This is a genomic window from Thermomonospora cellulosilytica (assembly GCF_014138835.1).
GTDB classification, from domain to species: Bacteria; Actinomycetota; Actinomycetes; order Streptosporangiales; family Streptosporangiaceae; genus Thermomonospora; species Thermomonospora amylolytica.
Window position 1 is genome coordinate 3,052,753 of sequence record NZ_JACJII010000001.1, and the last position, 14,429, is coordinate 3,067,181.

Here is a 14,429-nt window from a genome sequence, read left to right on the forward strand (position 1 = left end):
TCACGCTCCGCTATCGACTGCGGTCGACCACTCTCCATATGCCCCTGAACCCGAGTACCTTTGGTCGTCGAAAAGCCATGCCCGTCACGTCTTCTCCCCGCCGTCCAGACCGTCCCGACCGAGAGAGCACCGTGCCGCCCTACCTCCTTGGCCTGCGACTGCGCGGGCGCCGAGTCGTCGTCGTGGGCGGCGGGCGGGTCGCCCAGCGCCGCGTCCCCGCGCTGCTGGCGGCCGGCGCGCAGGTGGTGCTGGTGGCCCCCGAGGTGACCCCCTCGCTGGAGGATCTGATCGCCGACGGCCGGATCACCTGGCAGCGCCGCCCGTACCGGACCGGCGACCTGGACGGCGCCTGGCTGGTGCAGGCCGTCAGCGACGACCCCAAGGTGAACGAGGCGGTCGCCGCCGAGGCCGAGGAGGCCCGGATCTGGTGCGTGCGCGCCGACGACGCCGAGGCCTCCGCCGCCTGGACCCCGGCCAGCGGCCAGGTGGGGGAGACCACCGTCGGCGTGCTGGCGGGCGGCGACCCGCGCCGCGCCGCCGGGATCCGCGACGCCGTCGTGGACGGGCTGCGCGACGCCACCCTGGAACCGCTGGGCGGGGCGACCCGCCACTCCCGGCGCAAGCCGGTCGGCGTGGCGCTGGTCGGCGGCGGCCCCGGCGACCCCGGCCTGATCACCGTGCGCGGCCGGCAGCTGCTCGCCCAGGCCGACGTGGTGGTCACCGACCGGCTGGCCCCCCGGCTGCTGCTGGACGAGCTGCCCGCCGACGTCGAGGTGATCGACGCCGCCAAGATCCCCTACGGCCGGACCGTCACCCAGGAACGGATCAACGACTACCTGGTCGAGCACGCCAGGGCCGGCAGGTTCGTGGTGCGACTCAAGGGCGGCGACCCGTTCGTGTTCGGCCGCGGCGCCGAGGAGGTGCTGCACTGCGCCCGGCACGGCATCCCGGTGACCGTGGTCCCCGGCATCACCAGCGCGGTCGCGGTGCCGTCGGCGGCCGGCATCCCGGTCACCCACCGCGGCGTGGCCCAGGAGTTCCACGTGGTGTCCGCGCACGTGGCCCCCGGTCACCCCGCCTCCACCGTCGACTGGGAGGGGCTGGGCCGTTCCCGCGGCACCCTGGTGCTCCTCATGGCCGTGGAGCGGATGGCCCGCATCGCCAACGCCCTGATGCGCTATGGTCGGTCGCCTGACACGCCCGTGGCCGTCGTCCAGGACGGTACCCTTCCGGAGCAGCGGACCCTCTTCGCCACGCTGGAGACGGTGGTGGAGGAGATGACGGCGGCCGGTGTGCGGCCTCCGGCGATCGTGGTCGTGGGCGACGTGGTGGACGTGGCGCGAGAGATCGACATGATACGAGCGGACTACCCGGCCGCCGAGGCGGGCTCCGCGGCACCCCCGGCAGATCAGCATGGAGATATGGGACGGGCTCCGTGACATCCCCAGCAGATCAGAGCGCGGTTCACGGCGACCGGCCCGGCGGCGGGCCGGCCGAATCCGCCCCCGAGACCGTCGACGCCGCCGCGGCGGCGGCCGAGGCCGACTCCGCCGGGCGTTCCACCGGGCGTTCCGACGAGCACGGCGACCCGGCCGAGGAGACCGTCGCCGAGCCGGTCGAGTACACCGTGGCGCCCGACCCGGCCCGTGAGGTCGACCTGGCCCGGGTGCTGACCGAGCTGCGCGACCACGTCGACCAGGTGCGGCTGGTGCTCGAGGTGCCCGGCGTGGAGGAGGCGCGCGCCGCCCAGGCCGAGATCCGCCGCCAGCTCGACGACTACGTGCTGCCGCGGATCCGCGGCAAGAGCGCGCCGATGCTGGTGGTGCTCGGCGGCTCCACCGGGGCGGGCAAGTCCACCCTGGTCAACACGCTGGTCGGGGCCCGGGTCAGCGCCACCGGCGTGCTGCGGCCGACCACCTCCAGCCCGATCCTGGTCTGCCATCCCGACCACGCCGACTGGTTCCTCAAGGGGCCGCTGCTGCCCGACATGGGCCGCGTCCCCGGCCCCGCCCCGGACGCCATCGCCGGCGACCAGCTCGTGGTGATCGGCAGCGACCGGCTGCCCGAGGGCCTGGCGCTGCTGGACAGCCCCGACTTCGACTCGGTCTTCGAGGACCACTTCGAGTTCGCCACCAAGCTGATGGCGGCCTCCGACCTGTGGCTGTGCGTCACCACCGCCGCCCGGTACGCCGACGCCCAGGTCTGGCAGATGCTGCAGCGCGCCAAGGAGCAGGGCGCCACCATCGGCGTGGTGCTGTCGCGGGTGCCGCAGGGCGCCGGCGCGGAGGTGGTCGACCACTTCGCCGAGATGCTGGACGAGCACGGCGTCGGCGACGCCCGCCGGTTCACCATCCCCGAGACCCGGATCGAGAACAGCCGGCTGCCGGAGGAGACCGTCGAGGAGATCCGCGCCTGGCTGCTGGAGCTGGCCGAGAGCCCGGCCCGGCGCACCAAGGTCATCCGCGACACGTTCGGCGGCGTGCTGGACAGCTTCCGGGTCCGCGTTCCCGAGCTGGCCAAGCACGTCGAGGCGCAGGCCGAGGTGCGCACCGTGCTGCGCGAGGAGGTCGAGGCCGCCTACGCCGCCGCGCTGGCCGAGCTGGACGAGGCCACCCGCAACGGGTCGCTGCTGCGCGGCGAGGTGCTGGCCCGCTGGCAGGACTTCGCCGGCACCGGTGACCTGCTGCGCGCGCTGCGGGTCCAGCGCGGCCGCAGCGGCCACCGCGGCGGCAGGAAGGGACGTCGCAACCCGGCCCGGCTGCGGGCGCTCAAGGCCGCGCTGCGGTCCGGGCTGGAGTCGCTGATCATGTCGGCCGCCGAGCACGCCGCCGAGGACGTGCTGAACCGCTGGCGGGCGCACCCGGCCGGCGGGCAGATCCTGGCGGGCCCGGCGGACGGCCTGTCCGGGGTGTCCCCGGAGCTGCCGCGCCGTGTCGGCCGGGCGGTCTCCTCCTGGCAGGACCACGTGCTGGAACTGGTCCGCACCGAGGGCGTCACCAAGCGCACGGTGGCCAAGCTGGTCACCTTCGACGAGGAGGCGCTGTCCATCGTCCTGATGATCGGCCTGCTCGGGTACGGCACCGCCGACGTGTCGGTCGAGGGCGGCACCAGCGCGGTGCCGCAGCGGCTGCTCAAGGCGCTGTTCGGGGCCGAGTCGCTGCGCGGCATGAGCGCCAAGGCCCGCGCCGACCTGCGCAGCCGCATCGGCATGCTGTTCGACGAGGAGGCGATCAGGTACGGCCAGGCGCTGGACGCCGCCGAGATCCCCGACGAGACCGCCGCCGTCCGGCTGTACCAGGCCACCCACAAGCTGGAGGTCGCCCGATGAGCGCATCCACCGGCCGCGTGCGCGCGCCGGGCCGCCGCCTCGGCCCCGCCGCGGCCCCGGACGATCCAGAGGTCGGCAGGTGAACCCGATGACCACGACCACGACCGCGGCACAGGAGCAGGAGCAGGACTCCGGTGCGGGACCCGGGCTGACCGCCCGGCTGGAGGGGCTGCAGCGGCTGGTCGACCTGGGGAGCGGACGGATCGACCCGGGTCTGCTGGCCGACACCGCCGCGCTGCTGGAACGGGCCGGACAGCGGCTGGGGCTGTCCGGCGAGCACACCGTCGTCACCCTGGCCGGCGGCACCGGCAGCGGCAAGTCCTCGCTGTTCAACGCGATCTGCGGGCTGAACCTGTCCCCGGTCGGGGTGCGCCGCCCGATGACCTCCAAGGCGCACGCCTGCGTGTGGGGGCTGGACGGCGCCGGGCCGCTGCTGGACTGGCTGGACGTCGACAAGCGGCACCGGTACGCCCGGGCCGGCGCGCTGGAGCCCGACGGGTCCGGCGGCCCGGCCGGCTCGCTGCAGGGCCTGGTGCTGATCGACCTGCCCGACCACGACTCCATCGCCGAGATGCACCGCGCCGAGGTCGACCGGTTCGTGTCGGTCGCCGACCTGCTGGTGTGGGTGGTGGACCCGCAGAAGTACGCCGACGCCGCGCTGCACCGCGACTACATCGTCCCCTACGCCCGGCACGCCGGCGTCACCGTCATCGTGCTGAACCAGGTCGACCGGCTGCAGCCGGAGGAGGTCGGCGACTGCGTGTCGGACCTGCGCCGGCTGCTGGAGGCCGAGGGGCTGGCCGAGCCGCGCATCGTGACCACCTCCACCGTCGTCGACGGCGGCATCGCCGACCTGCGCGCGGTGCTGGTCGAGACGGTCGCCGCCCGGCGCGCCCGCATCGAGCGGCTGTCGGCCGACGTCGACCGGCTGGTGGGGCGGTTCGCCGGGTACGCCGCCGCCGCCGAGCCGCCGGCCATGATCGGTGAACGGCGGGCCGCCGAACTGGTCGACGCGCTGACCGACGCGGCCGGCGTCCCCGCGGTCGCCGAGGCCATGGAGAGCGCCTACGAGCTGCGCGCCGAGGACTACGTGGGCTGGCCGGTCGCCAGGCTGGCGGCCCGGCTGCGCAGCGACCCGCTGCGCAAGATGCGGCTGACCGAGCTGCGCGAGGAACTGCGCGGCGCGTTCACCGGGCCGGTCGGCGCGCAGCAGGGCGACGTGGACACCGCGCTGCACGGCGTCACCGACGAGGTCACCGCCGGGCTGCCGGAGGACTGGGCCCGCGCGGTGCGCGCCGCGTCCCGCTCGCACGCCGCCGACCTGCCGGAGGCGCTCGGCGACTCGCTCAAGGACGTGCTGCCGGAGTTCAACCAGGTGCCCCGCTGGTGGTGGCTGATCAAGACCTGGCAGTACTTCCTGGTGCTGGTCAGCGTGCTGTCGCTGGTGTGGATCGCGCTGCTGGTGGCCTACGGGGTGGCCGGGCTGTCGGACGACCCGCCCGCCCTGGTCGGCGACGCGGGCCTGATCCCGTACGTGGCGGTGCTGCTCGGCTGCGTGCTCGGCATGGGCGCGCTGACCTCCTCGGCCTGCCGGAACGTGGTGGCGCTGTCGTCGGCCCGGCACGGCGAGCGCATGGAGGAGCAGATGCGCGAGCGGATCGCCGAGGTCGCCGAGGAGCGGGTGCTCTACCCGGTCGCCGACGAACTGCGGACGTACGCCCGCTTCCGGGACGAGGCCAACGCGCTGCTGAACGACGCCTGACCGGTTCTCGCGCCGGTTTTCCACATTCCGCGCCGGGGCTTATGCCGCCGGGCGCGGGTCCGCCACCGTGGGCGGTGCGCGGCCCGAACGGGTCGCGCACCGCATCCGAGTGGAGGACCGCGAGATGAACGAAGCGCACGTCACCGTCATCGGCTGGCTGGCCCAGGACCCCTTCTACACGATGACGGCCAACGGCACCCCCTTCCTGGCGCTGCGGGTCGGCTGCACGCCCCGCCGCTACGACCGGCAGACCGGCCAGTGGCAGGACCAGGAGTCGATGTTCCTGACCGTCAACTGCTGGCGGTCCCTGGCCGAGAACGTCAACGCCAGCGACATGCGCCGGGGCGAGCCGGTGATCGTCTCCGGCCGGCTGCGCGTCCGCGAGTACGTCAAGGACGGCCGGCTCCGCTTCTCCGCCGAGGTCGAGGCCACCACCGTCGGCCACGACCTCAGCCGGGGCAGCGCCCAGTTCCGCCGGATCCAGCGCGGCACCATGACCGAGGAGGACCGCCTGGAGGCCCGCGACCTCACCGACCAGTGGTCCCTCACCGCCGACCCCCCGGACCCCGAGGACGCCACCCCCGGCCCCTCCGACGACCAGGCCGGACCCCAGGCCGCCGAGGCACTCGAAACCCAGGCCGCCTGACCCCGCAGGGCCCGGCGCCCGGGGCGCCGGGCCCTCCTCGCGCAACCCCGTCCCGCCTGGCCCGGACGGGATTCCAGACACCTGATACGGACGGCGCCCGACAGGGGACGGCGGGGCAGACGAGACCAGAGCCGCAGCCGGTTCGGCGCCGGACGCGGATGCCCGATACGGCGGGCGGCCGTTCGACGGCGTCCTGACGGGCACGGCCAGGGCGTGCGGGACAGAAGGCCAGGGCACCGCGGCGGCCTGGGCCGACTGCTGCTCAGCGCCAGGCGTGGCCGTGACCGGGCGGCCTCGTGGATGAGGCCGAGGCGCCGAGACGAGTTGTGGCGGGCCTGTGCGCCGTGCCGGGCGTGGCGGTGGTCGGCGGGATGGCGGGGCCGGGGTGCCGGACGGGGTGCGGCCCTCCGGGTCCGTGCCGGGCGTGGGCGAGTGTCGTCTGCGGGATGAGCGGGTGAAGAAGGTGGCGGTTTCCGGCCCGCGTCGCACGGGTTGAAACTATCGTGTTACACAACGTGAGGATTGGGGGGAAGGATGACGGCAGTGCAGTCGTCCGCCGAGGGCCGCGGGGAGCTGGCGGGCGTGCCTCGGCGCCGGTTCCGGCGGCCCTCGCTGCTGGTGAGCTATGTGGTCGCGGTCGTCGGGCTGTATCTGGCGCTGACCGTCGACGGGATCGTCCGGACCCCCGTGCGGCTGGAGGAGCTGGGCACGTTCGGCGCGCTGCTGGCCTGCGGGGTGGTGTGCGTCGAGGTCACCCGGCGGCTCGGGATGCCCGCCGGGGTCGCCCGCGACCTGCTGTCGGCCTGGTGGCTGCCGGTGGCGCTGCTGCTCCCGCCGGTGTACGCGCTGGTGATGCCGATCCCGATGCAGGCGCTGCTGCAGTTCCGGGTCCGGCGCACCCTGCTGTACCGGCGGGTGCTGGTGACCTCGGCGCTGGGCCTGGCGGGGGCCTGCGCGTCCACCGTGTTCCACCTGGTGGTGCCGGATCCGCTGCGCGGCGCGCCGCAGTGGATGATCGACGTCTACCCGGGCGTTCCGGTGGCGGTGGGGTGCGCGGCGCTGTTCACCGTGGTCAACGCCGCGCTGGTGGCGATCGCCGCGCACGCCGCCAACCCCGGGGGCCGCTGGCGGGACGTGCTGTGGAACCGCGAGAGCCTGCTGCTGGACGTGGTGGAGCTGTGCGTCGGCGTCATCGTGACCATCATCAGCACGCTGTCGCTGTTCCTGCTGCTGCTGGCGCTGCCCCCGGCCGTCCTGCTGCAGCGCAGCCTGATGCACCAGCAGTTGCAGGCCGCCGCCCGCACCGACGCCAAGACCGGCCTGCTGAACGCCGACGCCTGGCAGCGCGAGGCCGACACCGAGCTGTCCCGCGCGCACCGCACCCAGGACCCGCTGGCCCTGCTGCTCATCGACATCGACCACTTCAAACGCGTCAACGACACCCACGGCCACCTGGTCGGCGACCAGGTCCTCATCAGCGTGGCCGGCACCCTGTGCAGCCAGCTCCGCGACTACGACGTGGTCGGCCGCTTCGGCGGCGAGGAGTTCGTGGTCCTGCTCCCCGGCGCCGACACCGTCGAGGCCTGCCGCGTCGCCGAACGCCTCCGCGGCCGCGTCCGCCGCCTGGCCATCCCCGCCGAGCAGGGCACCATAGGCGTCACCATCTCCGTGGGCGTCTCCCTGCTGCGCACCCACGGCCAGGACCTCATCGAACTGCTGGCCGCCGCCGACCTCGCCCTCTACCGCGCCAAGCAGTCCGGCCGCGACCGCGTCTGCCTCCCCGCCCTGGACGACCCCCGCACCCCCGACGCCCCCGAAGCCTGACCGCCCCACCTCCCGGGCCCGGGCGGCACCGGCCGATCCAGGCGGGGACGGCGCCGGGCTCCGCCCGGTGGATCCAGCGTCCCGGCCGCGCCGGAGGCGTTCTAGCCTCTGGAGGCGTGCACAGGACCTTGACGGAACATGCCCGCTGTCTCTACGGCGACGAGTACCGGCCCACGCCCGAGTGCGACGCCGACCACCATGAGCACCGCTTCGTCGAGGAACTGACCTTCGCCGACGCGGACTCGATCCTGGCGATGCTGCGGGAGCTGTCGCCCCACCTGGTCGATGGACATCTCCCGGTGTGGATCCGCAACCTGGCGTACCGGCTCGCCGTCCTCCAGCGGCCCGACGACCCGCTGCTGATGCGGGAGGCGGCGGACAGCCTCCACCTGCATGGCCCGGACTGGGACGACATCGCCGCCGAACTGCGGAAGCGGGCCGACGCCCTGGAGGCGGGGGCTTAGGCGGCGTATCCGGCCGAAACCGTGGAGACCCCTGCCACGCGGTGACGCCAGGGAGAGATCACGCGGCAGACGGCGGGATGACCGGGGCTGTGCGGACCGGCGCAGCCCGTACGGGGAGGACTGGATCCTCAAGGTGCGGGTCAGGGTGGCCGGGGCTGTGCGACCGGCGCATGCCTTGCGCACGCCGCGCGGTCACTTTGGGAGGCGCTCAGGCGTCGGCGCGGATGATGCGTCGTCCGGTGATGCGGGTGGGGATGATCTGGATGAACGCCTCCTTGTCCCCGCCGGGCCAGGGTTCGATGCCCGCCTGCTGGACCGCGGCGCGTTCGGCCGCGGAGTCCACGTGGTGCGCCGACCCCTGGATCAGGACGCTCCAGCCTTCCCTCCGGTCGGGGTCGAGGTGGTCGATCTCGAAGCCCACCTTGTACTCGGCGCCGGTGATGCCGGTGCGCAGGTCCTCGTCGGTGGCGCCGTGGTGCGAGGTGCGGAACACGATGGTGCCCTCGTGCAGCTTGTAGTTGACCGGCAGTACCGTCACGCCGTAGCGGCCGGTGAACGCCAGCCGTCCGATGCCGCCGGGTGCGATCAGCCGCAGGCACTCGGTCTCGTCCAGATGCTGGGTCACCGGTTCGCGTCCGGGGGCCGGGGTGCCGTGCAGGTCGTTGTCGGTCATCAGTGATCCCCCGCCATCGGCGTTCGAACTCTCCTGGTGGTCGCTCCTACCCCGCCGGGAATCTCTCCAACGCCACGCGATCCGCCCTTTCGCGGAGTCGCCTCCGTGTCGTCCGGGATGCGGCGCGGGGTCGGCCATTGCCGCATCGGGTGGGTGTGGGGCTTTTGTTGACGGTGGGGCGGAAGTGGGTGCAGGGGTCGGTCGGGCTGCAACGAGTGGTGGCCGGTACCCCATAGGCTTTGAGGCATGCCGGAGTACATCTACACGATGCAGCGCGTGCGCAAGGCGCACGGCGACAAGGTCGTCCTCGACGATGTCACCTTGCACTTCCTGCCGGGGGCGAAGATCGGCGTTCTGGGGCCGAACGGCACCGGCAAGTCCACGCTGCTGCGGATGATGGCCGGTCTGGAGCAGCCGTCCAACGGCGAGGCCCGGCTGATGCCCGGATTCACCGTGGGCATGCTGCAGCAGGAGCCGCCGCTCAACGAGAGCAAGACCGTTCTCGGCAACGTCGAGGAGGGCGTCGCCGAGACCAAGGCGCTGCTCGACCGGTACAACGAGATCGCCGAGAAGATGGCGACCGACTACTCCGACGAGCTGCTGGAGGAGATGGGCAAGCTGCAGGAGCAGCTCGACCATCGCAACGCCTGGGACCTGGACAGCCAGCTGGAGCAGGCGATGGACGCGCTGCGCTGCCCGCCGGGCGACGCCGACGTCACCAAGCTGTCCGGTGGCGAGCGCCGCCGGGTCGCGCTGTGCAAGCTGCTGCTGGAGGCCCCCGACCTGCTGCTGCTGGACGAGCCCACCAACCACCTGGACGCCGAGAGCGTGCAGTGGCTGGAGCAGTTCCTGGAGAAGTACGAGGGCACCGTCCTGGCGGTCACCCACGACCGGTACTTCCTGGACAACGTGGCCACCTGGATCCTGGAGCTGGACCGCGGCCGCTGCTACCCGTACGAGGGCAACTACTCCACCTACCTGGAGAAGAAGGCCGAGCGGCTCAAGGTCGAGGGCAACAAGGACGCCAAGCGCAAGAAGCGCCTGCAGGAGGAGCTGGAGTGGGTCCGCTCCAACCCCAAGGCGCGGCAGGCCAAGAGCAAGGCCCGGCTCCAGCGGTACGAGGAGATGGCCGCCGAGGCCGCCAAGACCCGCAAGCTGGACTTCGAGGAGATCCAGATCCCGCCGGGCCCCCGGCTGGGCAGCACGGTGATCATGGCGGAGAACCTCACCAAGGGCTTCGGCGACCGCCTGCTGATCGAGAACCTGTCGTTCAACCTGCCGCCGAACGGCATCGTCGGCGTGATCGGCCCGAACGGCGTCGGCAAGACCACGCTGTTCCGGATGATCGTGGGGGAGGAGACCCCCGACTCCGGCGCCCTCAAGATCGGCGAGACCGTCCAGATCTCCTACGTCGACCAGTCCCGCAGCGGCATCGACCCCAAGCAGACCGTGTGGGAGGTCGTCTCCGACGGCTTGGACCACATCAAGGTCGGCCAGGTCGAGATGCCCTCGCGCGCGTACGTGGCGGCGTTCGGCTTCAAGGGCCCCGACCAGCAGAAGCCGGCCGGCGTGCTGTCCGGCGGTGAGCGCAACCGCCTGAACCTGGCGCTCACCCTCAAGCAGGGCGGCAACGTGCTGCTGCTGGACGAGCCCACCAACGACCTGGACACCGAGACGCTGAGCTCGCTGGAGAACGCCCTGCTGGAGTTCCCCGGCTGCGCCGTGATCACCTCGCACGACCGGTGGTTCCTGGACCGCATCGCCACCCACATCCTGGCCTGGGAAGAGGGGTCGAGCTGGTTCTGGTTCGAGGGCAACTTCGCCGACTACGAGAAGAACAAGATCGAGCGCCTGGGTCCCGAGGCGGCCCGCCCGCACCGCGTCACCCACCGCAAGCTCACCCGCGACTGACGCCCCCGAGAACCCCACCACCGCGCGCACGGCCCGGTGGTGGGGTTTTCCATGTCCGCGCTCCCGGACAATTCCCACCCGTTTCCGGATTCCTCCGGCAGGAAATCACCGGCACCCCGCCGCCACTCCGATTTCCCGACGAACGGCTTCGCCGCAGGGAACGTCCTCGACCGCCCGCCGCTCGGGCGCCGACTGGAGACCGCTGACGCTCCAGACCCTTATGCACTGGCCGTGCCCTCGTTCCCGTCGTACGGCTTCCGGCACTCCTCGAGTGACGGCCATGCTCGCGTGCGGCGCCGCACAAAGCTGATGACCATGGAGTCATATGGCGGAGCGGGGCGCTCGCCCGCCCGTCGAACGGCCGGGGAACGCGACCGGCGACCAGGCGTCAGAGTGGAATTCCGTTCCAAGATGGGACCCCGCCGGGAGATCTGTGCACGGTTTTCCCCCTCGACATGATTGGGGGAGTTGTAGTCTTGTGCTCTGCGATGCCGGTTTTCACCCTGCGGCGATGATGATCGAATTGGCGCAGTCGATGGTGTGATCGGTATTTTTTCCAAGGCATGTCGGCGTTTGTGCCGACCCGCGGCGGTGATTTCCAGCCGGCCGCCGCACGCGAGACCATCACGACGCCCCGCAGAGGAGCCCCCCGTGGCCGACCTTCCGCGCCACCCGGCGTCCGCCCCGAACCCGGGACGGCCCGCCCACGGACCGGACGCCCGCGCCAGGCCGCCGGCCCCCATGCCGAACGCCGTGCTCCCGGCCCCGTTACGGTCCGCGGTCCGGCGTACCGTGCGCTGGCGGGAGGGGGCGAGCGCGTTGCCGCGCTACTGGGCGGCCCGGCTGACGGAACGGCTGCGGTCACAGCTCGCCCGCGGGCGCTCCACGGACCCGAGGCGTCCGGAGGGTCCGCTCATGGTCGGTCGTGGGGCGGGGGCTCCTGGGGAGGACGAGGTCGGTTCGGTGGTGCTGAAGACGACGGCGGTGCGGGGGCTCGCCGATGAGGAGACGAGTCCGGAGCCGGAACGGTGCTCGTTCATCCGGGATTTCGCCCCTGACGGCGAGGTCCTCCGAGAGGAGGAGATCCAGCGGCTGAGCCGCCACGCCGCCCAGTGCCTGCAGTGCATGGAGCACTTCATCGCCCTGGTGCGGGGCACCACGACCAGGCCCTCCGGCTCCTGAACGGACGACCGGACGCCCACGGCCACGGAGGGCCCGGCGCCTGTGTGAGGGTGTTCCGGCCGGTAAGGGGAGCGGGTGCCGGATGGGAGAGCCCACAGTGGGGTGCCCTGGGAGAGGGCCGGGGCGGGGATTACGATCTGGGGCGAGCGGACCTTTTCGGCGGGCTCGGCGATCCCGGAAGGGACGGGCGGGCACCGCTCCGGGTCGCCGCCGGTGCCGTGTGGATGCGGCGGCGAGGCCGGGAGGTCCGCTGACGGATGCCGCCGACCCCGGGCGAGGACATGGACACTGAGGCACCCTCCGCACAGTTCCGGCACGTGTACGAGTTCCACATCCGATTCGGGGACATCGACTCGCAGGGACACGTGAACAACGTGAAGTTCCTCGGGTACCTGGAGGACGCCCGGCTGGAGATGCTGCACAGCGACCCGGTGCGCAAGGGGGAGCGGCCGGTGCGCGGGATGGTGGTGGTCCGGCACGAGATCGACTACCGGCGGCCGCTGCTGTTCACCGTGGATCCGGTGCGGGTGGAGACGTGGGTGACCGAGGTGCGGACGGCCTCGTTCAAGCTGGCCTACGAGATCCGTGACGACGAGCACGTGTACGCGACGGCGACCTCGACGATGGCGGCGTTCGACGTGGCGAAGGGGCGGCTGCGCCGGTTCACCGAGGCCGAGCAGGAGGCGCTGGCCCGTTACCTGCCCAGGGAGTGACCCCGCCCGCGTCCAGTATGTGGACATGTAGTGTCAACATGTGGACGAAGCGGATGGGCGCCGATGGGTGGTCCTGGCGGTCGGCCTGGGCGCCACGATCGCCGGGTGCATGTTCCAGTACGGGCTGCCGTACCTGATCCCCGCGCTGCGCCGCAGCGGGCTCTCGCTGGGCGAGGCGGGTCTGGTCGTGGTGTGCCCGACCGTGGGGCTCATGGCCGCGCTCATCGCCTGGGGCGCGGCGGCCGACCGCTGGGGTGAACGGATCGTCCTGAGCCTGGGGCTGGGCGCCGCCGGGGCGGCGCTGCTCGCGGCGGCGGCGGCCCAGGAACGGCCCGCCCTCATGGGCGCGTGCCTGGTCGCGGCCGGGGCGGGCGGCGCCTCGGTGCACGCGGCGGGCGGGCGGCTGATCCTGGGGTGGTTCGCGGCGAGGGAACGCGGCCTGGCGATGGGGCTGCGGCAGACCTCCACGCCGCTGGGCATCGGGCTGGCCGCCCTGCTGTACCCGCCGCTGGCCGGCGGCGGCCTGGGCGTTCCGCTGCTGGTCACCGCCGTGTGCTGCGCGGCCGCCGCCGGGCTGGTCGCGCTGCTGGTCCGGGACCCGCGCCGCGACGACGCCCCGCAGGACGCTGCCCGCACCGCGGCGCCCTACCGCACGCCGGTGCTGTGGCGGCTGCACGCGGCCAGCGCGCTGCTGGTCGTCCCCCAGTTCACGGTCGGGACGTTCGCCCTGGTCTTCCTGATCGACGAGCACCGGTGGGACGCGGCGACGGCCGGCCGGGCGCTGGCCGCGGTCGCGGTCGCCGGGGCCGCGGCCCGGATCGCCGCCGGGATCTGGTCGGACCGGGCGGGCACGCGGCTGCGGCCCCTGCGGCTGGTCGCGGCGGCCGTCACCGCGGTCATGGCGGCGCTGGCGGCCGGGACCGCCGCCGGGTCGCCGGCCGCCGTCGCGGTGCTGCTGGTCGCCGGGGTGATCACGGTGAGCCCGAACGGGCTGGCGTTCACCGCCGTCGCCGAGCACGCCGGACGGGCCTGGGCGGGCCGCGCGCTGGGCGTGCAGAACACCGCGCAGAACGCGATGGCGGTCCTCGCCCCGCCGGCGGCCGGCGCGCTGATCGGCGGCACCGGCGGCTACCCGCTGGCGTTCGCCGTCGCGGCGGCGTTCGGGCTGGCGGCCGTGCCGCTGGTGCCGGCCGGGACCGGACGGATCAGGAGGAGGGCGAGTACAGCCAGGGCTCGCGCAGGTCGTAGAAGACCGGCTCGCCCTCGTAGTACTGCATCTCCTTCTCCCACTGAGCCTTGATCTCCGGCGGCATCTCCTTGCGCTCGCCCTCCCGGGCGGCCTCCTCGGAGGTGAAGTACAGCACGGTGGTGCAGCCGCCGTCCGGATGCACGGCGAACACGCCGCCGATGATGTCCGGGCGCAGCTCCATCATCGCCCGCTCCCGCGCCTCGGTCCAGAAGTCGCGCAGCGCCTCCCGGTCCCGGATCCGCTGCTGGATGATCTGCACGAACCCGGCGTCGTCCGAGCCGCCCCGGGCGATCAGCTCGACGTCGGTGCAGTCGTGGAAGGTGACCTCGCCCTCGAAGAACTTGGAGGTCTCGGCGAACCACTGCCCCTGCTCGTGGCCCTCGCTGTTGCGGCGGGCGGCCTCGGGCGACTCGAAGCGGGCGATCCCGATGAACGTGTTGTCACCGGTCACGCCGAACGTGCTGCCGAGCCACCCGACGGCGTGCGGGGACAGATCCCGCATCCAGCGGTCCAGCGACTGCCGCAGCCCCGCGGGGTCGTTCGTCCTGCCCTGGATGACCTGTACGAACATCGCCTGTCTCCTTGCCTGCTCAGATGGGCCGAGTTGGCGATCCGCACCCTGTGGCCACGCTAACGACGGCAGGGCAAACACGGGGTCATCGACAGGTATCCGTACG

At 72.9% G+C, this 14,429-nt stretch carries 12 protein-coding genes; 10 read left to right on the forward strand and 2 right to left on the reverse strand.

Translation table 11 applies throughout. The features are described from left to right. Positions 1-131 precede the first annotated feature (131 nt). From cobA to HNR21_RS14720, 6 genes are all read left to right on the forward strand, one after another. The gene (cobA, locus tag HNR21_RS14695) at positions 132-1,439 is read left to right on the forward strand and encodes a uroporphyrinogen-III C-methyltransferase (RefSeq protein WP_312881034.1); all 1,308 of its coding nucleotides are present in this window, start codon (positions 132-134) and stop codon (positions 1,437-1,439) included. Beyond that, positions 1,436-3,328: a GTPase family protein gene (locus HNR21_RS14700; RefSeq protein ID WP_312881035.1), complete on the forward strand. Its 1,893-nt coding sequence runs from the start codon at positions 1,436-1,438 to the stop codon at positions 3,326-3,328. The genes cobA and HNR21_RS14700 overlap by 4 nt, the downstream gene beginning before the upstream one ends. Positions 3,329-3,416: 88 nt before the next feature. Continuing rightward, positions 3,417-5,090 carry a GTPase family protein gene (locus tag HNR21_RS14705; protein WP_182705666.1) on the forward strand — a complete coding sequence of 558 codons (1,674 nt, stop codon included), beginning with the start codon at positions 3,417-3,419 and terminating at the stop codon, positions 5,088-5,090. 124 nt (positions 5,091-5,214) lie between these two features. Further along, on the forward strand, positions 5,215-5,736 hold the full coding sequence (gene ssb / locus HNR21_RS14710; RefSeq protein WP_182705667.1) for a single-stranded DNA-binding protein: 522 nt from the start codon (positions 5,215-5,217) through the stop codon (positions 5,734-5,736). A gap of 534 nt (positions 5,737-6,270) precedes the next feature. Then, entirely contained in the window at positions 6,271-7,560 is a 1,290-nt protein-coding gene (locus HNR21_RS14715; protein WP_182705668.1) for a sensor domain-containing diguanylate cyclase, read from the forward strand. A 116-nt stretch (positions 7,561-7,676) separates the two neighbouring features. Continuing rightward, positions 7,677-8,024 (forward strand): hypothetical protein, encoded by a 348-nt coding sequence (locus tag HNR21_RS14720; RefSeq protein WP_182705669.1) that lies wholly within the window; start codon positions 7,677-7,679, stop codon positions 8,022-8,024. A 208-nt stretch (positions 8,025-8,232) separates the two neighbouring features. On the opposite strand, the gene HNR21_RS14725 is transcribed toward HNR21_RS14720, so the two are convergent. Next, complete coding sequence (locus HNR21_RS14725; RefSeq protein WP_182705670.1) at positions 8,233-8,697, reverse strand: pyridoxamine 5'-phosphate oxidase family protein; 465 nt, start codon at positions 8,695-8,697, stop codon at positions 8,233-8,235. Between the two features lie 246 nt (positions 8,698-8,943). Between HNR21_RS14725 and ettA the strand changes: the two genes are divergently transcribed. The 4 genes from ettA (at position 8,944) to HNR21_RS14745 (ending at position 13,803) form a co-directional block, all read left to right on the forward strand. After that, positions 8,944-10,608, forward strand: a complete 1,665-nt coding sequence (gene ettA, locus HNR21_RS14730) for an energy-dependent translational throttle protein EttA (RefSeq protein WP_182705671.1) — start codon at positions 8,944-8,946, stop codon at positions 10,606-10,608. A gap of 915 nt (positions 10,609-11,523) precedes the next feature. Further along, a complete protein-coding gene (locus HNR21_RS14735; RefSeq protein ID WP_182705672.1) occupies positions 11,524-11,790 on the forward strand; it encodes a hypothetical protein in 267 nt (88 codons plus the stop codon). Positions 11,791-12,071: 281 nt separating this feature from the next. Then, positions 12,072-12,503, forward strand: a complete 432-nt coding sequence (locus tag HNR21_RS14740) for an acyl-CoA thioesterase (RefSeq protein ID WP_182705673.1) — start codon at positions 12,072-12,074, stop codon at positions 12,501-12,503. A 40-nt stretch (positions 12,504-12,543) separates the two neighbouring features. After that, complete coding sequence (locus tag HNR21_RS14745) at positions 12,544-13,803, forward strand: MFS transporter (protein WP_312881036.1); 1,260 nt, start codon at positions 12,544-12,546, stop codon at positions 13,801-13,803. Here the strand turns inward: HNR21_RS14745 and HNR21_RS14750 are convergent. Further along, positions 13,709-14,323 (reverse strand): hypothetical protein, encoded by a 615-nt coding sequence (locus HNR21_RS14750; protein ID WP_182705674.1) that lies wholly within the window; start codon positions 14,321-14,323, stop codon positions 13,709-13,711. The two genes, HNR21_RS14745 and HNR21_RS14750, sit on opposite strands and share 95 nt — an antisense overlap. Positions 14,324-14,429 lie beyond the last annotated feature (106 nt).